This window comes from Glycocaulis sp., from assembly GCF_050485565.1.
Classification (GTDB): Bacteria; Pseudomonadota; Alphaproteobacteria; order Caulobacterales; family Maricaulaceae; genus Glycocaulis.
Map to the genome: position 1 here is coordinate 84309 of NZ_JBJHBQ010000001.1, position 19760 is coordinate 104068.

The 19760-nt window shown below is 65.1% G+C and carries 16 protein-coding genes; 3 read left to right on the forward strand and 13 right to left on the reverse strand.

The features are described from left to right. Positions 1-303: 303 nt before the first annotated feature. Entirely contained in the window at positions 304-1920 is a 1617-nt protein-coding gene (locus ACQ5ID_RS00370) for an ArnT family glycosyltransferase (RefSeq protein ID WP_429910499.1), read from the forward strand. On the opposite strand, the gene msrA is transcribed toward ACQ5ID_RS00370, so the two are convergent. From msrA to ACQ5ID_RS00420, 10 genes are all read right to left on the reverse strand, one after another. Continuing rightward, positions 1914-2546 (reverse strand): peptide-methionine (S)-S-oxide reductase MsrA, encoded by a 633-nt coding sequence (gene msrA / locus ACQ5ID_RS00375; RefSeq protein WP_429910500.1) that lies wholly within the window; start codon positions 2544-2546, stop codon positions 1914-1916. The genes ACQ5ID_RS00370 and msrA overlap by 7 nt on opposite strands. Before the next feature lie 104 nt (positions 2547-2650). Then, the gene (gene argC, locus ACQ5ID_RS00380) at positions 2651-3592 is read right to left on the reverse strand and encodes an N-acetyl-gamma-glutamyl-phosphate reductase (RefSeq protein ID WP_429910501.1); all 942 of its coding nucleotides are present in this window, start codon (positions 3590-3592) and stop codon (positions 2651-2653) included. A gap of 4 nt (positions 3593-3596) precedes the next feature. Beyond that, on the reverse strand, positions 3597-4952 hold the full coding sequence (locus ACQ5ID_RS00385) for an acetylglutamate kinase (RefSeq protein ID WP_429910502.1): 1356 nt from the start codon (positions 4950-4952) through the stop codon (positions 3597-3599). Continuing rightward, the gene (locus ACQ5ID_RS00390; protein WP_429910503.1) at positions 4949-5956 is read right to left on the reverse strand and encodes an N-acetylornithine carbamoyltransferase; all 1008 of its coding nucleotides are present in this window, start codon (positions 5954-5956) and stop codon (positions 4949-4951) included. Before ACQ5ID_RS00390 ends, ACQ5ID_RS00385 begins: the two co-directional genes overlap by 4 nt. Before the next feature lie 164 nt (positions 5957-6120). After that, positions 6121-7638, reverse strand: coding sequence for a L,D-transpeptidase family protein (locus ACQ5ID_RS00395; RefSeq protein WP_429910504.1), 1518 nt, complete (start codon positions 7636-7638; stop codon positions 6121-6123). Positions 7639-7768: 130 nt separating this feature from the next. Continuing rightward, on the reverse strand, positions 7769-8041 hold the full coding sequence (locus ACQ5ID_RS00400) for a hypothetical protein (protein ID WP_429910505.1): 273 nt from the start codon (positions 8039-8041) through the stop codon (positions 7769-7771). A 234-nt stretch (positions 8042-8275) separates the two neighbouring features. After that, positions 8276-9256 carry a P1 family peptidase gene (locus tag ACQ5ID_RS00405; RefSeq protein ID WP_429910506.1) on the reverse strand — a complete coding sequence of 327 codons (981 nt, stop codon included), beginning with the start codon at positions 9254-9256 and terminating at the stop codon, positions 8276-8278. Beyond that, the gene (locus ACQ5ID_RS00410) at positions 9256-9714 is read right to left on the reverse strand and encodes a hypothetical protein (RefSeq protein WP_429910507.1); all 459 of its coding nucleotides are present in this window, start codon (positions 9712-9714) and stop codon (positions 9256-9258) included. Before ACQ5ID_RS00410 ends, ACQ5ID_RS00405 begins: the two co-directional genes overlap by 1 nt. Positions 9715-9720: 6 nt before the next feature. Further along, a complete protein-coding gene (locus ACQ5ID_RS00415) occupies positions 9721-9972 on the reverse strand; it encodes a hypothetical protein (protein WP_371392505.1) in 252 nt (83 codons plus the stop codon). A 128-nt stretch (positions 9973-10100) separates the two neighbouring features. Then, on the reverse strand, positions 10101-12491 hold the full coding sequence (locus tag ACQ5ID_RS00420) for a TonB-dependent receptor plug domain-containing protein (protein WP_429910508.1): 2391 nt from the start codon (positions 12489-12491) through the stop codon (positions 10101-10103). Positions 12492-12839: 348 nt separating this feature from the next. Here ACQ5ID_RS00420 and ACQ5ID_RS00425 point away from each other — a divergent pair, with 348 nt between their 5' ends. Next, the gene (locus ACQ5ID_RS00425) at positions 12840-13796 is read left to right on the forward strand and encodes a LysR substrate-binding domain-containing protein (protein ID WP_429910509.1); all 957 of its coding nucleotides are present in this window, start codon (positions 12840-12842) and stop codon (positions 13794-13796) included. Positions 13797-13855: 59 nt separating this feature from the next. Next, positions 13856-15586, forward strand: coding sequence for a gamma-glutamyltransferase (gene ggt, locus ACQ5ID_RS00430; protein WP_429910510.1), 1731 nt, complete (start codon positions 13856-13858; stop codon positions 15584-15586). 248 nt (positions 15587-15834) lie between these two features. On the opposite strand, the gene ACQ5ID_RS00435 is transcribed toward ggt, so the two are convergent. Genes ACQ5ID_RS00435 through ACQ5ID_RS00445 form a run of 3 tightly spaced genes read right to left on the reverse strand, consistent with a single transcriptional unit; the run spans position 15835 to position 19588 of the window. Beyond that, on the reverse strand, positions 15835-16893 hold the full coding sequence (locus ACQ5ID_RS00435; RefSeq protein ID WP_429910511.1) for an ABC transporter ATP-binding protein: 1059 nt from the start codon (positions 16891-16893) through the stop codon (positions 15835-15837). Then, positions 16890-18557: an ABC transporter permease gene (locus tag ACQ5ID_RS00440; RefSeq protein ID WP_429910512.1), complete on the reverse strand. Its 1668-nt coding sequence runs from the start codon at positions 18555-18557 to the stop codon at positions 16890-16892. Before ACQ5ID_RS00440 ends, ACQ5ID_RS00435 begins: the two co-directional genes overlap by 4 nt. Continuing rightward, positions 18548-19588: an extracellular solute-binding protein gene (locus ACQ5ID_RS00445; RefSeq protein ID WP_429910513.1), complete on the reverse strand. Its 1041-nt coding sequence runs from the start codon at positions 19586-19588 to the stop codon at positions 18548-18550. The genes ACQ5ID_RS00440 and ACQ5ID_RS00445 overlap by 10 nt, the downstream gene beginning before the upstream one ends. Positions 19589-19760: the final 172 nt, after the last annotated feature.

Here is a 19760-nt window from a genome sequence, read left to right on the forward strand (position 1 = left end):
CTTACGAGCGCTGGGAGTCGGTTCGGTGACACAAGTGTGAAGGTTTTATTTCAACGCTACCGACTTATTAACAGGCTGTAAGGACGCACACGGAGCACCTGTCGCGCCAGCACCGATGCAAATTCAAAGCAATGCGTCAATTTCCGGCGTCCGTTTGCGCGTTTAAGCCCTCCTTTCATCCTTTCGGGCCTGTACCGGGGCTGCGGCTTCATCTGTGATACCGTGTCTTCTCGGCAACGCCTTATGCGGGCCGTGCCTGCAATGAGAGGCGCAAGCCGGATGCGCTGTCCGCGTGGACGTTATATGAAGGGTGAAGACCATTATTCTTCGACGCTGCCCGGCCCGACGCATCCCATGACCTCGCTATCCGATTTCAAGGCTATCCTGACCGCGCAAAGGCTTGTCCTGGCGGCGGGCCTGTTTGGCCTGCTGCTGCTAGCGGCGCGGATCACCGGGCTGATCGTCAACCCGTCCAGCCTCTATGCCGACGAGACACAATACTGGGTGTGGTCGCGTGATCTGGACTGGGGCTATTTCTCCAAGCCGCCGCTCATCGCCTGGATCATCGCCGCCACCACGGCCGTGTTCGGCGATTCGGACTGGGCGATCCGGCTCGCCGCGCCGCTGCTTCATACCGCAACTGCGCTGCTGCTGGCGCTCAGCGCAGACAGGCTGTTTGGCCGGGTGGCCGCTGCCTGGACCTTCATCGCCTGGATCACCCTGCCCTCGGTCTGGCTGTCGGCAGCCGTCATCTCCACCGATGCGGTATTGCTGACCTGCTGGGCGCTGGCGCTTTACGGATTTGTCCGCCTGCGTGAAGGGGCGGGCTGGAGCGCTATTGTCCTGCTGGGTGCCGGGTTCGGTTTTGGCATGCTGGCCAAGTATGCCATGGGCTATTTCGCGGCCGGGCTCGCGCTGGCGGCGATCCTTGATCCGGTATCGCGCCGCGCGCTCATTCGCCCGCGCCTTCTGGTATCGCTGGCGCTGGCCGGGCTGATCCTGGCGCCGAACCTTATCTGGAACTGGCGCAATGACTTTGCGACCGTCTCCCACACGGCGGCCAATGCCAACTGGGGCGCGGACATGTTCAATCCCGGCGAGTCCCTCTCCTTCCTGGTTGACCAGATGGGCGTGTTCGGCCCGGCCTTCTTCATCGCGCTGGTGGCGATCCTCGTCGTGCTGGTGCACCAGTGGCGCAAGGGCAGCGCCGACGCGCGCCTCATCGTGCTGGCCTGCTTCTGCGTGCCTGCCATTCTGGTTGTCACGGGCCAGGCATTCTTGAGCCGCGCCCATGCCAACTGGGCAGCCAGCGCCTATGCCGCCGCCACCATCATCGTCGTGGCCGTATTGCTGCAGGGTCCGCGCTGGCGGCGCTGGGTGCTGATCGGCTCGATCGCGCTGCATACACTTGTCGGGATCAGCTTTGCCACGCTGGCCATGAGCCCGGCCCTGACCGAGCAGGTGGGCCTTGCCAACGCCTTCAAGCGGGTGCGCGGCTGGCCGGAAACCGCAACTGCCCTGGCAGAGGCCGTGGAGCGCATGGGCATGGAAACGCTCGTCTTCGATAACCGCAATGATTTCCACCAGATGCAGCGCTATGGCGGGGCCATCAATGCCGGCTTCTTCATGTGGATGCGCTATGCGGGCATTACCAATCATGCCGAACAGGGCTGGGCGCTGCCGGCCGGCTATGACGGCCCTGTCCTGATCGCGTCAGAACGGCCTATGGAAGTGCCGGTGATGGCGTTCGATTTTGCCCAGATGGAACGCGCCGGCGATATCCGCATTGATCTCGGCGGCGGGCGGGAGCGCCACTACCAGCTCTTCATCGCAGAAGGCTACCGGCCCGTGGTCCGGACCGATGAGTTCGAAGATGCAGTCCGCCTGTCACGCGAGGCGCGCGACGAGGCCCTTCAGTAACCGCCCGCCTCATTGCCCCAGATTTCGCGCAGGCGCTGGTCGCGCCGGCAGCCAAAGCGGTAGCGCTGATAGCGGATCGGATTATTCGCCGCATAGTTCTGGTGATAATCCTCCGCTGGCCAGAAGGCTTCAGCCTCGCGGATACGCACCGCCAGAGGCTGGCCAAAGCGGGCCTCGATTTGGGCGGCGCTGGCCTCGGCAGCGGCGCGCTGCGCCTCATCGAGGGTGAAGATGGCAGGCGCATAGGCCGGCCCCCGGTCGCAGAACTGCCCGCCCCCGTCGAACGGATCGACATTGCGCCAGTAATGATGAAGCAGCGCCTCATAGCTCACGATTTGCGGGTCGTAGATGATCTCGACCGCCTCGACATGGCCGGTATTGCCATTGACCACCTGGCGGTATTCCGGGTTCTCCACATGGCCGCCCGTAAAGCCGGAGACCACATCGATTACCCCATCGACGCGTTCAAAATCGGCCTCGGTGCACCAGAAGCAGCCAGAGGCGAGGATCGCGCGGGCCTGACCCTCCGGCAGGGTGGCGGGTTCGCCAGCCTCTTGCGCGGTGCCAGCAGAACTGTCCGAGCAGGCCATCAGTAAGGCGGCGGCAAGAAGGGCGAGAAGGCGCATGAGGGATCATCCTTTGCCGGACTACTGACACAGAAAATGGCGCAATACGCGCGCAGGAACAGCCCCCGAGCGCGAGATTGTGACCGGCCAGCCTCGGACAAGCCTCAGGCGATCCCGCCCAGCTCCTCCAGCCCGGCCGCCAGCGCAAGGTTCTGCACAGCCTGTACGGCGGCGCCCTTCAGGAGGTTATCGAGCGCGCAGACCAGCGTCGCATTGCGTCCGCCCTCCCCCACAGACCAGCCGCCGACGACCGCGCCGGGAATATCCTGCCCGTCGCGGATTTCCGGGATGGCGTCGGAGAGGCGGATCAGTTTTTCGCCGCCATAGGCGTCCGCATAGCGGCTTTTGAGCGCTTCCAGCGTCACCGGCGCGGCAAAGTTCAGCTGCGCGGTCAGGGTGATGCCCCGGAAGAAGGCGGCAACATGGGGAGAAAAGCGCACCTCATGGCCCAAATGACGGCTCATCTCGCGCTCATGCAGATGCCCGGTCAGGCTGTAAGGCATGAGATTGTCTTTGAGTGCTTCCAGATCATTCTTGCGGCTGGGCGATGTGCCCGCGCCGGAATAGCCCGACACGCCGAACAGATGGGCAGGGCCGGTCAGTAGGTCACGCACCGGATGCACGCAAAGCTGGCCTGCGGTCGCGTAGCAGCCCGGATTGGAGATGCGCGTGGCACCTTTCAGATGCTCCCGCCCGTAGAGCTCGGGCAGGCCGTAAGTCCAGCTGTCGTCAAAGCGGTAATCCGCCGAGAGATCGACCAGAATCGTACCTGGCGCAGCCGCTTCAACCGCGGCAACATAAGGCGCGGTCTCGCCATTGGGCAGAGCCAGTATGACGGCGTCCGCGCCGCGCGCCGCGACGTCCTGCGGTCCCATGGCTTCAAAGATCAGGCCAGCGCGCGCTTCAGGGGCGAGGTTTGACACCGGCTCACCCGCCATGGCGCGCGAGGAGGCAAAGACCAGCTCCATATCGCTGCGGCGCGACAGGATGGCCACCAGCTCCTTGCCGGTATGTCCGCGCGCGCCCACAAGGCCAACTTTCAGCATGGCCCTAGCTCCTCAGCGTCGGCGGCAGGGCCGCGATGCGCTCCACCATGGCGGGAATACGCGACAGATCATCCTCGCCGCGCCAGAACACCGTCCAGTGGCCGGTCTTCACTGCGCCATGGCAGGTGGCGAAGTAGAACTCGTTGACCGGATTATCGGTACGCGAGCGCCAGTAAAGGCGCGGTGCATAGGCGATCAGCCTGCGCCAGACCGCCCCGCCAAGGCCCTCCCCGCGCGCATCGTCGAGCACGGCAAACTTGTCGAGATAGATCACATCATCGAGCCGGGAGGTGATGGCCGCCGCGCGGTAGCTCTCGGTCACGAATGCGCGGTCGAACGCCAGCGCGTCAAAATACCCGTCCACCAGTCTGCGTTCAAAAGCGGTCTCGATCAGCGTGGCGGCGCGCGCGGTATCAAGATCGGCTTTACGCGTCACTTCCAGCATGCGTTCGCCCTTGCGCACCAGCGTGCCGGACCCGGCATGGGTGAAGAGCTCCTTGGCCAGCTCTCCGGGCGCGGTGATGGAGACGGAACTCGATAGCGGCAGGTCATCAAGCAGGCGCTTGATCTCTTCCATTTTCAGGCGCATCCCGCCCGATACCCAGTCCGCGCCCATCAGCTCGTCAAAATCGGTGGCGAGGTTGATGGCGGACAAGGGCTTGCCCGCTTCATCCAGCAGCGCGCCGGTGCCGGTCAGGAAGACGATCTTGTAGGGCTGCAGCGCGTGGACCAGCGCGCGCACCGCCGCATCGGCATTGATATTGACCAGCCGCCCGTCCGCCGTATCGCCAAGACAGGCCAGTATCGGGGCCTGCCCGGCGCGTGCGGCAGCCGCGACCAGTTCAAGGCGCACGCCGGTGGGATCGCCCACCCGGCCCAGCTCACCCTCGTCCATCAGCTCGGCTTCAAACACGCCTGAAGGAATCGCGGCGGCGCGCCCGCCGCAATCGCGGATCGCCTGCACCAGTTCCAGGTTCACGCGCGTCAGCGTATCGCGAATGACGGGGATGGCGTCTGGCGGGGTGACACGAAGCCCCTGCTTCCTCACCGTCTCGATGCCCGCATCGCCAAGCGCCTTGTCCAGCTGAGGCCCGCCGCCATGCACCACGATGGGCGCAAGCCCCACCGTCTGCAGGAAGGCGAGCGAGGCTGACAGCGCCTCCATCTCCTCTTCCATCACCGCGCCGCCGACCTTGATGACGGCAAAGCGCTCCTGATCGAGGCGCGAGAAGCGGGTCAGATACTCGCGTATCTCCTTGCCGTCGCGCATCTGGGAGAGAAGCTGGACGATGGCCGAGCGTACCGGCACAGCCGCGCCGCCGCGTTCTGATGCGTGATGGTCTGCAGGTTTTCCGATCACGGCACCGCTCCATTGGCGAGGGTTTCCATGATCGCCTTTTGCACGTGCAGGCGGTTTTCCGCTTCGGCCAGACCAATAAAGGCGGGCGAATCCACAACCGAGTCGGCAATCTTCACATTGCGCCGCATGGGCAGGCAGTGGCTGACGACCGCATTATCGGTCAGCGCCATCTTGGCGTCGTCAATCATGAAGCCTGCGCCCTTGGCGCGATAAGGCGCTTCACCGTCCCACTGGCCGAAGAAGGGCAGCGCGCCCCAGCTCTTGGCGTAGACCGCGTGTGCGCCGCTATAGGCGGCCTTCACGTCCGTGGTGACGGTCAGCGAGGTGCCGGCATCGCCGCAGAATTTCTCTGCTGCATCCATATAGCGCTGGTCGAGGCGGTAGACCTCGTCCGGGATCAGAAGGCGCACATTCATGCCGAACTTGGACGCGATCAGCAGGGCGGAATTGGCCACCGCCGTATTGAGCGGTTTGGGATGCGGCACCCAGGTGAGGAGAAACTCCTTGCCGCGCACATCGCCGATCGTGTCCTGCAGGGCCATCATATGGGCCAGCTCCTGACAGGGATGGACAATGGTTTCCATGTTGATGACGGGAACCGTGGCGTATTTCGCATAGGCCGTGATCAGCGGATCTTCGCGCTCGGCGGTCCAGTTCTCAAACTTCGGGAAGCAGCGGATCGCGATGAGATCAACGTAGGAGGAGAGCACGCGCGCCGCCTCCTTCACGTGCTCTTCGGCCGTGCCGTCCATGATGGCCCCGTCCTCGAACTCGACCGGCCAGGTGCCGCCGCGCGCATCAAGCACGATGGCATGGCCGCCCAGCTGGTGGGCGCCCAGATCAAACGAGGTGCGCGTGCGCAGGGACGGATTGAAGAAGACGAGCGCGATGGACTTGCCTTTGAGCGCATCACCTTGCGGGCTTTCCCGGTATCGGCGCGCACGGTCGATCAGGGCCTGAAGTTCTTGTCTCGACCAGTCAGCGGTAGACAGGAAATGCCGCATCGTTTCACGCGCCTCCCTTGGGCGTTGGAAAGCTCACGCGTTTAGCGCTCCTTGCTGCAATGCGCAAACGCGTGTGTGAGCGGGAATGAGCCGCCGCCCCTCGTCCTTCGAGACGTTCGCTATCGCTCACCCTCAGGATGAGGGGCGGGAAAGACCAGAATCCCTCATCCTGAGGAGCTTTCGGCAGAAAGCGTCTCGAAGGACGAGGGATGTGTGACAGCCATTTCCTCCACCGCGCTGTCCCCGCGCGCATCGGCGTCCAGCGCCGCGATCAGGGCTGGGTCACGATTATAGATATCGTGGATGAAGCGGGCATTGCCGAACCGGTCGGAGACGACGGTGAAATAGAGGATATGGACAGGGATGTGATTGCGCAGCCAGACGCGGCGCGTGCGTCCGCTGTCGAACGCCTCCTCCATCGCCTCGCGGGTCCAGCTCTCCTCGCCCTGCAGCACCCACCAGGCCAGCTCGCGTGGCTCGTCCACGCGCACACAGCCGGCCGATTCATTGCGCTGCACCTGATCGAACAGGGCGCGCTGGGGCGTATCGTGAATGTAGATATTGTGGATGTTGGGGAACATGAACTTCACCTCCCCCATCGAATTGCCGCGCCCGGGCACCTGAATGACGCGGTAGCGCCCATTGACCCAGTCGGCCTGCGACGGGCTGATCACGCCGCCCGTTGACTGGTCCACCAGCCGGTAGCCGGAGGCCAGCGCATAGCCCGGATTGGTCTGAAACCGCCGCAGCCACGGCGCACCAAGGCTGGTGGGCGTGTACCAGACCGGATTGATCTCGATGAAGGTCATGTCCTCGGAAAAGACCGGCGTGCGGTTATAGCCCCGCCCGATCATGGAGCGGTGGGTGCGCTCCACCTGCCCGCCCGACCACGCCTCCAGCCGGTAGTCGGCCAGATTGACCCGGATATGGCGCTCGCCCAGATCGCGCGGCACCCAGCGCCAGCGCTCCAGATTGGCGCGCACCTGATCGAGCCGGTGGCGCGGCGGCGTGTTCAGCTCGCGCATGGTGGACGGTCCGGCCACCCCGTCCGTGGCGAGGTTATGGCGTGCCTGAAAGCGGATCAGGGCCGTGCGCAATGTCTCGTCAAAGGGCGCTCCGGCCTCGCCCCTGACAGCCAGCAGACCCTCCTGGAAGAGGCGCGCACGCAAGGCATCCACACGCTCGCCGCTATCGCCCTGCGCCAGCCACGGCCCGTGCGCAATCGGTGTGTGGGCGCGCAGCAGGGCATGACGGCGGATCAGCTCGCGGCGCAGCGCCATATAGTCGGGATGTGACGGGCCAAGCCCCTCCAGCGTGTCAAACACCGTGTTCTCACGCAGGGCCGTTGCCAGCACCAGATCCAGATCGGGGACGCGCGCGGGGGCCGTCCAGTCAGGCTCCAGCTGGCGCGGATCAATGCGCCCTGCCGCCAGATCACGCGCCAGCGCCAGAAAGGCGTCGCTGGCAAGGGCGTCGCGTTCCGCTCCTGCCGGAAGCGACACGACCGCGCCGGGTGCGGGATAGTGGGCAGGGGTCAGCCCGTGCGTCCACACCTCGGCCAGCGCGTCGGCCAGATCGGCGGCATGCTCATCGCTCCACGCCTGACGCGCGTGTGCAGCACCAGCTACAACCAGCGCCAGCATCAAGACCGGCATTGTTATGAAAAGCGCGCGTGCGCTCATTCTGCCACCTCCCCACCGGCATGAGATTAACAAGGCGCAAGCGCGTTGAGAACGTGGATAATCGCCAAAACAAAACCCCGGATCGGATGATCCGGGGTTCTGCCTGTCACTTAAGACGGCATAACCAGCCTTATTCAGGCGCGCCGTCTTCCGGGCTTTCCTCAGTGGCCTCTTCCCAGGCCTCTTCGGCGTCCTCAGCCCATTCTTCGACCTGATCGGTCGTATCGTCCCAGGCTTCGCCAGCGGCGTCGGTCGTATCGTCCCACGCCTCTTCTACCGGGTTTTGCTCCTCGGTGCCCAATGCCTCGTCAATCGCCTCACCCGCTTCTTCTGCCGGACCCTGCTCCTCACAGGCGGCCAGAATCGCGCTTGCGGCGAAAGCAGCCAGAACCAACTTTTTCATCGTCATAATCTCCATCAATGACCTGTCCATCAGAGAGGCCGGCGGCGCGTTTCGTGCCCCGGTTATCAGCAGCCCCCACGGAATAACCGCGAAGGAAAGCCAACAGCTAATTGGCTTCCCGTCAAGCAATAACAGACCTCAAGGCACCAAAATTGCCGTTCGAACCGCTGACAATAAACGCACGGCTGCCCCATTTCGTTGCAGCCCATTTGCCGTAAACAGCATTCACAAACCTTACACGCCTGTCATGCAGGCATGGTGGACGGCGCGCGCGATGGCCCGTGCCAGACAATCGGCGGCCAGACTGCCCAGGCCAGCGATGCACAAGGGCTCCGGACCGGACAGCGCGATACGCCCTGTCGAGGCTACGAACACCACATCACCGTCAAACGGCGTGTGGACCGGGCGGATGGCGCGCGCCATGCCGTCCTGCGCCATGATGGCCATGCGCCGCGCCTGATCGGGTGTCAGCGCCGCGTCGGTCGCAATGATCGCCAGCGTGGTGTTGGTGCGCAGGCCAGGATTGAACTTCGCTTCGCCCCAGTCTTCCAGATCAGCGACCGGGCCGGACGCGCAGCCAAGCCCGCCAAACTCGCCATCACGCTCGAACGGTGCGGCCCAGTATTGCTGTGTGCCGGGTACGCGCACCGAGCCGAAACTGTTCACGCAGACAAGCGCCGCCACGGTGTGACCGTCGCGCGATCTTGCGCTGGCAGACCCGGTGCCGCCAGGAAGTGCCCCCGCCCGTGCGCCAAACCCGGCCCCTGCCCGGCCAAGCCGGACCGGGGCGCGAAGCGCGGCATTGTCCAGCGCGGCGCGGCCAAGGCGGGCATAGGGCGGGCTGTCGCCCCAGTCCTTGGCGCCGCCATTGGCCAGATCATAGAGAATCGCGGCCGGAACGATGGGCGAGGCAGGTACGCCCGGCTGGGGCATCAGCGCATAGCCGCGCCCCTGCGCGCCAAGGCTCGCGCACACCGCGTCCGCCGCGCCCAGCCCGTATACCGAGCCGCCCGACAGCACGATGGCGTCCACGCCCTCGACCAGCCCGCCGGGGCGCAGCACATCGCTCTCACGCGTACCCGGCCCGCCGCCGCGCACATCCACCGCCGCTATGGCAGGCGCGTCGAACAGGACCAGCGTGACGCCGGTGCGCACGGCCTTGTCCTCGGCCTGTCCGACGCTGAGGCCGGCAATATCGGTAAGGTCGTTGTGCATTACTCGTCTCGCTGTGTGGTGTGCCGGTCCTCGCTTCGCCCTTGCTTCACCGCATCATCGAACGCAAGGAATGCTGAAACGATCCGGCGATAGCTAGCGTGTGGCAAGCATCCATGCACACAGCTCTGGCTACCCGGCACCGGTCTGAGATCATGGCCGGGCCAGCTGAAGCGGTTCAGTTCAGCCAGAACTACCCAGTGTTCTGCGTCATCCAGGCCCGCGAGTTTGCACTCGGCAGGCGTTAGCTTGAGATGGGTGATGGCATCGGCCGCCAAAGGTGGGGTGTGCGTAATCGGCAGAGCCGATACCCGTCTTGTCTCCGCGCCGGGTGTCTGAACCACCAGAATGATGGCACACGGCCTGTCCTTGCTGCCTTCAATAGCGCCCTGCTGTGCCTCGTGACTCCAGAGAAAGCTGTAGCGGATGACAAGACCCGCTTCAGGTTCGGGAATGAGCACGCCCGATTACCTGTCTGTTCTGGCCAGTTGCTCGTGCAGTGCGTCCACCAGATCATCAGGCACCTCGCCTGCCCGGATGACTTCACGCTGCTCGCGCTTGAGCCTTTCGTAAAGCTGAAGCTCACGCGGCGACAGGAAGCCGCCCACCAGCCGGTTATGGCTGATGACACGCACTACGCCGTGCTCGCGCACATCCTCTTTCACCCGGCCAAACTGGCGGGAGAACTCGGTAGCACTCATTGTCAGCGGGTCAGCCATGTCTTAAATCCCGAAATTACGTATTTTTCAAATTATACGAGAATTCCACAATTTACAATCCTGGCAAAGAAAAACCCCCGCAAGGCGGACCTTGCGGGGGCAGAACCCTCAACAGAGGGGAGGAAGGCTTACCAGTTCACGCGGAGGCGGCCATAGACATAGCGGCCGTTAAAGCCCGCCGGCGAGAAGCTGGAGAAGGGCAGGATGCCGTTGAAGTCCAGGCCCGCCGGAACATTGTCCGGATAGCTGTCAAAGACATTGTTGGCACCAAGCGCGAAGTTTACCCGCTCGGTGATGTCGATATTGCCCTCCAGGTCGATGACCCATTGTTCGGACAGTTTCACATCGCTGGCCGGTGCCGTACCGGGCGACAGCGTTTCACCAAAGCGCGTGGCGCGGACAAAGCCGCCCAGACGGTCACGCGACCAGTCGAGGCCGAGGATGAACTTGTCGCGCGGCGTGCCTTCTTCCAGACGCAAGGTTGCCTGACGGCCAAAGATTGTCGGCGGCGGGGTCAGCGAGGACAGGACGCCGGTAGACTGGATATTGCTCAGCTCGACCGTGTTGTAGTTATAGCCGAACGTCGCATTGAACTCGCCGATATTATCGACCGACCAGCCATAGCTGGCCACGATGTCGACACCCTCGGTCGTGCTGTCCGCCGCGTTCAGGAAGAAGCGGGCAGAGGTGACGCCGGCCGGCAGAATGGCCTGCACCTCTGGCGAGTTCAGGTTCTCCGACAGGAGGATGCGGTCATCAATTTCGATACGGTAGGCATCGATGGTGAGCGCAAACCCGCCGGTGGCGAACACAGCGCCCAGCGAGTAGTTCACACTGGTCTCCGCCTCCAGCGGCGTCGCGCCCAGAGCAATGGCAACGGGGCTGGAGACCGGGAAGGTGCCGGTTTCAAACGGCACGCCGCCGGTGAACACCGTCGCGGTCGAGGTGAAGAAGGACTGGTGCAGAGACGGTGCGCGGAAGCCGGTGCTGACCGAACCGCGAAGCGCCAGCGCATCGGTGAGTTCGAAACGGGCGGCGAGACGGCCATTCAGCGTGTCACCGAAATCGGAATAGTTCTCGTAACGGCCCGCGACCGAGACGGTCAGACGGTCGGTGAGATCCGCTTCCAGATCGATATAGGCACTGAAGGACTGGCGGCTGGCATCCACCTCATTGCTGGGCTGGAAGCCGGGGAAGACCTGGCTGCCCGGCGCCCCGGGGAAAGCGCCCTGGATGTAGGAGCCCGGCTCGCCTGCGCCAATCTCGAAGTTCTCAAAGCGTGCTTCGAGGCCGAGACCGACATTGAGCGGGCTGGCGAAGGCATCCACCGCATACTGGCGCACAAGGTCGAAATTGGCGACGGCCTGGCTGTAGGCCAGCTGACCGGCATAGAATTCGGTCGGGCTGGCAGCGCCCAGCGTCGTGTTCAGCGTGTTTCTGATCGTGTAGTCGATCTGGTTGCGGCCATAGACCAGGCTGGCATCAGCCGACCATTCGCCCAGCTCGGCGCGTAGGCCGCCGCCGACCGAGTAGTCCTCCACTTCCGGCGCGATCAGCGGCAGGAAGCCGTCCGGATAGATGGCCAGTACGTTGCGGGGATCCAGCGCACGGCGGTAGAAGCCGGCCGAGTCCGCCTCGCGGTTCTGATAGCTGGCAAAGCCGTAAAGCTCGTTGCCATTGGCAAAGGGAATACCGGCATTGGCCAGAAGGGTGATGTCACGCGCATTCGGGTTGCCAAAGCGGTGATTGAGGCGGTCAAAGCCCGCTTCGCGCGGATCGCCCGCCGGCTCGTATTGCTGACGCGGATCCGGGCCGGAGCGATTGGTGGAGCTGCGGTCACGGAACTCACCTGAAATCGTCAGGAAGCCATCCGCGCCGAGCGGCAGACCCGCCCAGGCGGCGGCGGTGAAGGTTTCGCCGTCACGCTCGTCACGGTCGCCGCTGAGCAGGGGCACGGTCGTCACGTTCTGGCCATAGGTGAAGGTGGCACCTCCGCCTTCACGCGCCTCGCGCAGGCGCACATTGATGACGCCGGCAATGGCATCGGACCCGTACTGGGCGGCCGCGCCGTCGCGCAGCACTTCCACCGCGCCAATGGCGCTGGTCGGGATGGTGTTGAGGTCAACCGCAGCCGAACCCCGGCCCACCGACCCGTTCAGATTGATCAGCGCGCTGACATGGCGGCGCTTGCCATTGACGAGGGTCAGCGTCTGGTCCGGACCAAGCCCGCGCAGGGTCGCCGGACGGACACTGTCGGTACCGTCGGTCAGCGAGGGCTGGGGGAAGGAGAAGGACGGCACGGCATAATTCAGCGCGACATTGAGCTCGGTCGAGCCATTGGCTTCCAGCTGTGCGTTGGAAATGACGTCGACGGGCGCAAGGGTCTGCAGGGCGGTGCGCCCTTCTGAGCGCGTGCCGGTAACGACGATGATGTCATCGGTCGTGGCGGCGGGTTGCTGGGCGATGCCGGCACTGGTGGCAACCAGTGCGATGGCGGTGCTGGTAAGGAGCGTTCTCATGTATCCAATCCCCTGAGTGGTGAAGGTGCAAAATTGCGGTGTGAAGGCGGCGCTGCGATGCAGCATTCGGGTAGTAAATCCGTCTGGTTTGTCCGGACATTGTGTCGCGAGCCGTCGATTTCCAGTGTTGGCGGCAGAGATTTATGACAGTCCGGTGACGATAGTGCCCTTTGCGCAACACCGGCGGCGCACCGAACTGATCGGGAGCGACGCCGAAAGAATATCTATCGTCATGGTTTCGGGCCTTTCGCCCGCCCCAGGCAAAGGGCGGCTTTCAATCGACAAGCAGCGCTTGAAGTTGTAGAGACGAAGCGGAATATCAATGCTTCGGGCAATCGAGCAGGCCTAATGATGCCTTTAGAAAATCTCACCGAGCGCGAAACCGCGATTCTGCCCGGTCCGGGGCTGTTGCCGCTCAATGCCTTGCGCGCGTTCGAGGCGGCGGCGCGGCGCGGCAGTCTTGCTGCGGCTGCGAGAGAGCTGGGCGTAACGCCGGGCGCGGTATCCCAGCAGATCCGGCTTCTGGAAGACGTGCTGAAGACCCGCCTGCTGGAGCGCACCGGCCAGGGTGTGCTGCTGACCGTGGAGGCCGCCGACGCCGCGCCGTATCTGCACGAGGCGTTTGCCAGCCTCGCCGAGGCCAGCGCGCGGCTTCGCTCTGCGGGTGCTGCGCCTGCGCGGGTGCGCCTTGGGGTTCCCGGTGCCTTTGCCGCCGCCTGGCTGGCCCCGCGCCTTGCTCAGGCTGGACGCAATGATGTCAGCCTGATCAGCGATCCCGGCACGGACGATCTGGACCGTTTCCGGCTGGATATCGAGATTCGCTTCGGGGACGGGCAATGGCCGGGCTATGCGGTGCGGCCTCTGCTGTCCGACAGCCTGATGCCGGCCGTCGCGCCCGACCTGCTGGAGCAATGCGATGGCGACTGGCGCAAGGCCGTGCTGTCCCTGCCCCTTATCCACGATACCACCCCGGCGCGTGACCCCGCCCAGCCTGACTGGCAGGTCTGGCTGGCGCGCCGCGGGCTGAACCGGGCGGACATCGCACAAGGCGATCATGTCAGCGCGCCCGACCACGCGGTGCGGGCAGCGGTATCGGGGCGCGGCGTGGCACTGGTGCGCGCCTCGCTGGCCGAAAACGCCGTGGCAGAGGGACGCCTCATCACCCTCATTGCCGACGGGGTGACGCCGCTCTCCTGGCGCTATCATCTATTGTCTCCGGAGGGACGCCCCTTAAGCCGTGGGGCGCGCTCGCTCGCCAGCTTCCTGACCGAAGAGGCAAGGCCCTTTGAAACAGCGGGGGTCTAGCCAGACCGCCTCCGGCACCACAATTTGATATCCATACCCTTCGACAAGAGAGACCCTCCATGCATCTGACCCGCCTCCTCCTTACCGCCGCCCTGCCCGTTGCCCTGATTGCCTGCACAGGCGAGGACAGCGCGCCGCGAGGTGCCTCCGGCCCGGTGGCAGGCAGCGAGGAAGCGATGGTGTCCGCCGCCCATCCGCTGGCGGTGGAAGCCGGTCTGGACGTCCTGCGCCAGGGCGGCGATGCGGTCGATGCCGCCATTGCCGTGCAGATGGTGCTGGGTCTGGTCGAGCCGCAAAGCTCCGGCATTGCGGGCGGGGCCTTCATGGTGCGCTATGACGCGCAGACAGGCGCTGTGACGGTCTATGACGGGCGCGAGACCGCTCCGGCAGCGGTGAGCGAAGACTACTGGCTGGACGAAAACGGCGAGCCTCTGGCCTATCTTGATGCCTGGCAGAGCGGCCAGTCCACCGGCGCGCCCGGCGCGGTGGCCATGCTGGCCATGGCCCATGAGGAGCATGGCCGTCTGGACTGGTCAGCCGGTTTCGAAGCTGGCATTGAACTCGCCGAAGAAGGTTTTCCGCTGTCAGGGCGCACCTCTTCCATGGCGGCGCGCGTGGCGCAGATTTCCCAGTTGTCGCGGCAGGAACCGGCCCGCTCCTATTTCTACGATGAGGATGGAAACGCCCACCCTGAGGGCTTCATCCGTACCAATCCGGCCTATGCGGAAACCCTGCGGGCCGTCGCGGCTGACTGGCGCAATTTCTACACCGGCGAGATCGCGCAAGACATCATCGCCACCGCATCGCGTGATCCGCGCGGCGGGCTGCTGACGCTGGAGGACCTTGAAGGATATGAGCCGATCCGGCGCGAGGCCCTGTGTGTGCCCTACCGCATCTACCAAGTGTGCTCGGCCCCGCCGCCCTCATCGGGCGCGGTGGCGGTCGGTGCCATCCTGACCCTGCTGGAAGGGTTCGAGATGAGCGCGTTCGGCCCGGACACGGTCGAGGGCTGGCATCTCTTCATCGAGGCCAGCCGCCTGGCCTATGCCGATCGGGACCAGTATGTCGGCGATCCGGCCTTTGCCGATGTGCCGGTAGAGGGCCTGCTGGACCATACATACCTCACCGAGCGCCGCCGCCTGATCTCCATCGATGCAGCGATCCCGGCAATTAGTCACGGTACGCCGCCCGGCGCGCCGGAGGTCATAGCCGATACGACGCCGGACAGCCCCGGCACCACGCACTATTCCATCCGCGACACGTTCGGCAATGTCGTCTCGATGACCACCACGGTGGAGTCCATTTTCGGCAATAACCGGATGACGCAAGGCGGATTCCTGCTCAACAATCAGCTGACCGATTTTGCCTTCGTGCCGCGCGATGCAGACGGGCGCACCCACCCGAACGCGCCCACGGGCGGCAAGCGTCCACGCTCGTCCATGTCGCCTACAATCGTGCTGGATGCGGAGGGCGATTTCCTGATCGCCACCGGCTCACCGGGCGGCAATTCCATCGTCGCCTACACGGCCAAGACGCTGGTTGCGATGCTGGACTGGGGGATGACACCGCAGGAGGCGGCAGCCCTTCCCAATGTTGTGGCGCGCGGCGATGTGGTCAGCATTGAGAGCGGCTTTGATGCGCAGCTGCTGGAGGGCTTGCGCGCGCTCGGCCACCAGATACGCGGCGAGCAGGGCGAAAACTCCGGCATCCACATCATCCGCAGGGGCGACGACGGCACGCTGGAAGGCGGGGCAGATCCGCGCCGGGACGGCGTGGCCGGACGGCCTTAGGGGGAAGCCCCATCTTGAACTCCCGGCCAGCAACCTACCCGCGTTTCCCCGACGCACGTCGGGGTCCAGTCTCTTTTTGATGCTCCGCGCATCCGCGCGTCGCTGCGGGCAATCCCCGATCAAGCCGGGGACAGGCAGTGCCCGGCGGCCGGTCGGCCTTGCAGGCCGCGACTTTCCGCGGAACATCGCAACGCGGCCTGCCCCCGGCTACGACCGGGGGATGCGTTGCGGAACCAAGAAGAAGCTCCCTACCCCGCCACCACGCTTACAAAAGCCGGATCCAGGGAGAGAGACACCGCATCACCGGCATGTGCCGGGTGGCTGACCGGCGCGCGGGCGGTCACGCGTTCGCCAGTTGCCAGCGCGATCAGGAGCACGACCACAGGGCCGGCGGGGCGGCGCGCGAGGATATGGCCCTGAGGCCCGCGCCCACTGCCCGCACCGACCAGAATGCCTTCCGGGCGCACCAGCACGGTGACCGCACTGCCCTCAGGTTGAGGCGCGGCGGCCGCGCCCAGCGGGGTTGCCGCCTTGCCGCCCTCAACCCTGCTGGCAAAGGCTTCCGCATCGCCCAGCATGCGCGCCGCGCTTTCGCTGGCCGGAGCCAGATAGAGCGCATCGGGCGTGCCGGACTGGATAATGATGCCCCGCTCCATCAGCGCGATCTCGTCGGCACTGGCCAGCGCATCTTCGGCGTCGTGCGTGATGATGAGCGAGGCCGTGCCGGAGCGGCGCAGCACGTCCAGCGTCATCGCTGAAAGGTCCGCGCGCAGCCGCCGGTCCAGCCCGCTGAACGGCTCGTCCAGCAACATGACAGACGGTTCGGGCGCGAGCGCGCGTGCCAGCGCGACGCGTTGCTGCTCACCGCCTGAAAGCTCGTGCGGATAGGCGCGCGCGCGGTGGGTCAGCTCCACTGCGGCCAGGCTGTCGATAACGCGCTGGCGGCGTTCATCGCCGGTCAGATGGCGCAGGCCGAAAGCCACATTCTGAATGGCGGTGAGATGCGGAAACAGGGCGTAATCCTGAAACACCACGCCGCAGCGCCGCCGCTCCGGTGCCAGATGCACGCCCGGCCCGCTCCACACATTGCCGTCAGAGCGTATCTCGCCCGCATGCAGGCGCTCCAGCCCGGCAATCGCCCTGAGAAGCGTGGACTTGCCCGCGCCCGACGGTCCCAGCAGCGCTGTTACCTGACCGGCACGCAGAGACAGATCGGCCCCGCGCACGGCAACACCGTCCGCGCCGCCAAGGCGCACCTCGGCGCGGGTGATGGTCACGCGCGGTGTATGGTCCGCCATCATGTTCATTCGGCCAGCCCCGGTATCGCTTCGGAGGGTGGCACGGCATCGCGCGCGCGCTCGGTTGCCGTGATGCGCCGGGCAATCCAGATCATCGCCGGCAACGCCGCCACGACCAGCAGCACGGCTGGCAGGGCCGCTTCGCCCAGCCTTTCATCGGCTGCATAATTGTGCGCGGTCACGGCCAGCGTGTTCATGTTGAAGGGCCTTAAGATCATCGTCGCGGGAAGCTCTTTGAGAACCTCCACAAATACAAGCAGGCCCGCCAGCGCGACACCCGATGAGACCAGCGGCCAATGGACGCGCCGGGCGAGCTCCAGCGGTCTTGCCCCCAGCGAGCGCGCCGCTGCATCCAGCGACGGCGTGACGCGTGACAGCGCGCTTTCGCTGGGGCCGATGGCAGCCGCGATGAAACGCGCCTGATAGGCAAAGATCAGCGCCAGCGCGCTGCCCGTCAGCACCAGCGGGAAGGGCGAGCCGGTGAGGATACGCCAGCTGGTATCCAGCCAGCCCTGCAGCGTGCCGAAGATGATGAGCACGCCCAGCGCCGCCACCGCGCCGGGTACGCCGTATCCCATTGCGGCGATGCGCGCAGAGGCCCTTCCGGCAAGCTTTCGGGTACGGATGGCATAGGCAAGGCCCAGCCCGATACCGGCCGCCAGAAGCCCCGATACGCCCGCCAGCACCAGCGAGTTTACCGCCGCATCCATCAGCCCGGCGGCGGCCGGCGTATAGGCCGCCCGCCAGCCCAGCCTTGCCGCCGGGATGACGAGACCCATCAGCACGGGCAGCAGGCAGGCAAAGGCCGCCAGCATTCCGGCGAGCGGGGAGAGGCTCTGACGGCGAAACGCGCGCACATGGCCCGACGCGGCTGTCTGCCGGGCGCGGCGGCGCAAGGCCCGCTCGGCCATGAAGATGAGGAAGGTGATCGAGACCAGCAGCATGGCAAGACGCGCCGCATCGGGGATGGAGCCTTCGCCCGCCCAGGCGCGCATCAGCGCCACGGTGAGGGTCGGCGCGCCCAAATGACTGACCGTGCCATAGTCTGCCAGCGCCTCCATCACGACCAGCGCCAGACCCGCGGCGATGGCCGGGCGCACCATGGGCAGGGCGGTGCGGGCAAAGGCGGCAAAGGGCGAACAGCCGAGCGTGCGGGCCGCGTCATAGGCATCGGCGGACTGGGCCGAGAAGCTCTCGCGCGCCAGCAGATAGACATAAGGGTAGAAGACGAGGCCAAAGATCGCGCCCGCGCCCAGCGGCCCGTGCACGGCCGGCACCAGCCCGCCCAGCGGGCCTGCGCCTTGCGTCAGATCATACCAGCCATAGGCCGCCGCATAGGCCGGCATGGCCAGCGGCAGGGCCAGCATCCACTGGAAGAGATTGCGGCCCGGAAACACATAGCGCGTGACCAGCCAGGCCGTGCCTGTGCCGATAACACCGGCGAGCGTGGCCGCCGTCAGACCGACAATCGCGGTATTGATGAGAAATTCTGCCAGACGCGTATTGGCGATGTGGATCAGATAATCGCTCCACGGACCGGACACGCCCAGCCACACCACGGCCAGCAAAGGCGCAGCGCACAAAAGGCCCGCAAAAGCAGCGAGCCAGACAGGATGCAATCCTGTCCGGCCCGTCAGCGTGCGGCGGAGTGTGGCAGTATCGGTTATGGCCATCCCACCCGGTCAAAAATGCGCTGGGCTTCCGCGCCGTTTTCGCCCAGCGCGTTGACGTTCAGATCACGCGCCTCGAAACCGGCAAACCCCTCAAGAACGGTGTTGTCATAGCTGACAGACGGGTCGGCGGGAAACTCGTTGGTAAGCTCGGCAAAGGCGCGCTGGGCCCGCTCTGACAGAAGGAAGGCCAGAAGCGCGCGCGCCGCTTGCGGATTGGGCGCATTGGCGGCAAGGCCCGCGCCGGAGATATTTACGTAGGTGCCGCCACGGCCCTGATCGGGGAAGACGATGCCGACAGCCTCGCCCACCGCGCGGTCTGCACTGTCAGAGGCGTTCAGCAAACGGCCAAGATAGTAATGATTGACGATGGCAACATCGCATTCGCCAGCAGCCACGGCGCGGATCTGGTCGGTGTCACCGCCTTGCGGGGCGCGGGCGAGATTCTGCGCGATGCCGCGCGCGAAGGCTTCGGCGGCCTCTGCGCCATCTTCGGCGATCATGCCTGCGACCAGTGACTGGTTATAGACATTGGAGGAAGAGCGCACGCACACCCGGCCTTCAAACTCCGGGCTTGCGAGGTCTGCATAATTTTGCACCTCGGACGGGTCCACGCGGTCCTGTGCATAGACGATGACGCGGGCGCGGGTTGCGAAGCCGAACCAGAGATTACCGGGATGCACCAGAGCATCGGGTACCCGGTCCAGCATGCCGCCCAGATCGTCTGCGGGCTGGAACAGACCCGCCTGCTCGGCCCGGTGCAGACGCCCGGCATCCACCGTGATGATGACATCGGCCTGCGAACGCTCGCCATCAGCGCGCACACGCTCGATCAGCAGATCACCGCTTGCCTCGACCAGATTGATGCGGATGCCGGTCTCCTCGGTGAAGGCACGGAACACCTCCTGATCGGACGCGTAATGGCGCGCGGAGAACACGTTGACGACGCTGTCCTGTTCGGGCTGGCCGCAGGCGGCAAGGCCAAGCGTTGCAATGACGGCACCGACAAGGCCGTAGCGGAGGCGTTCTGACATGACATTCCTCTTCCATCTGGGGCCGCCGGACCCGGACATCACACGATGCCGGGCCAGCGGTATCGATGCGTCATGCCAGTTTTGCGAACGCTTCGCAAGAGCAAGTCTGAATTAACTGGTACCCGATGCAGCCGCCAGCGAAGCGTGAGCGTTTCCCAAGGGGAAAGACAAC

Excerpts from the sequence above, each read along its gene's own strand:
- ACQ5ID_RS00370 (WP_429910499.1), top strand. The coding sequence starts at position 304 with ATGAAGGGTGAAGACCATTATTCTTCGACGCTGCCCGGCCCGACGCAT.
- msrA (WP_429910500.1), bottom strand. The coding sequence starts at position 2,546 with ATGCGCCTTCTCGCCCTTCTTGCCGCCGCCTTACTGATGGCCTGCTCG.
- argC (WP_429910501.1), bottom strand. The coding sequence starts at position 3,592 with ATGCTGAAAGTTGGCCTTGTGGGCGCGCGCGGACATACCGGCAAGGAG.
- ACQ5ID_RS00390 (WP_429910503.1), bottom strand. The coding sequence starts at position 5,956 with ATGCGGCATTTCCTGTCTACCGCTGACTGGTCGAGACAAGAACTTCAG.
- ACQ5ID_RS00395 (WP_429910504.1), bottom strand. The coding sequence starts at position 7,638 with ATGAGCGCACGCGCGCTTTTCATAACAATGCCGGTCTTGATGCTGGCG.
- ACQ5ID_RS00400 (WP_429910505.1), bottom strand. The coding sequence starts at position 8,041 with ATGAAAAAGTTGGTTCTGGCTGCTTTCGCCGCAAGCGCGATTCTGGCC.
- ACQ5ID_RS00405 (WP_429910506.1), bottom strand. The coding sequence starts at position 9,256 with ATGCACAACGACCTTACCGATATTGCCGGCCTCAGCGTCGGACAGGCC.
- ACQ5ID_RS00415 (WP_371392505.1), bottom strand. The coding sequence starts at position 9,972 with ATGGCTGACCCGCTGACAATGAGTGCTACCGAGTTCTCCCGCCAGTTT.
- ACQ5ID_RS00420 (WP_429910508.1), bottom strand. The coding sequence starts at position 12,491 with ATGAGAACGCTCCTTACCAGCACCGCCATCGCACTGGTTGCCACCAGT.
- ACQ5ID_RS00425 (WP_429910509.1), top strand. The coding sequence starts at position 12,840 with ATGATGCCTTTAGAAAATCTCACCGAGCGCGAAACCGCGATTCTGCCC.
- ggt (WP_429910510.1), top strand. The coding sequence starts at position 13,856 with ATGCATCTGACCCGCCTCCTCCTTACCGCCGCCCTGCCCGTTGCCCTG.
- ACQ5ID_RS00435 (WP_429910511.1), bottom strand. The coding sequence starts at position 16,893 with ATGAACATGATGGCGGACCATACACCGCGCGTGACCATCACCCGCGCC.
- ACQ5ID_RS00440 (WP_429910512.1), bottom strand. The coding sequence starts at position 18,557 with ATGGCCATAACCGATACTGCCACACTCCGCCGCACGCTGACGGGCCGG.
- ACQ5ID_RS00445 (WP_429910513.1), bottom strand. The coding sequence starts at position 19,588 with ATGTCAGAACGCCTCCGCTACGGCCTTGTCGGTGCCGTCATTGCAACG.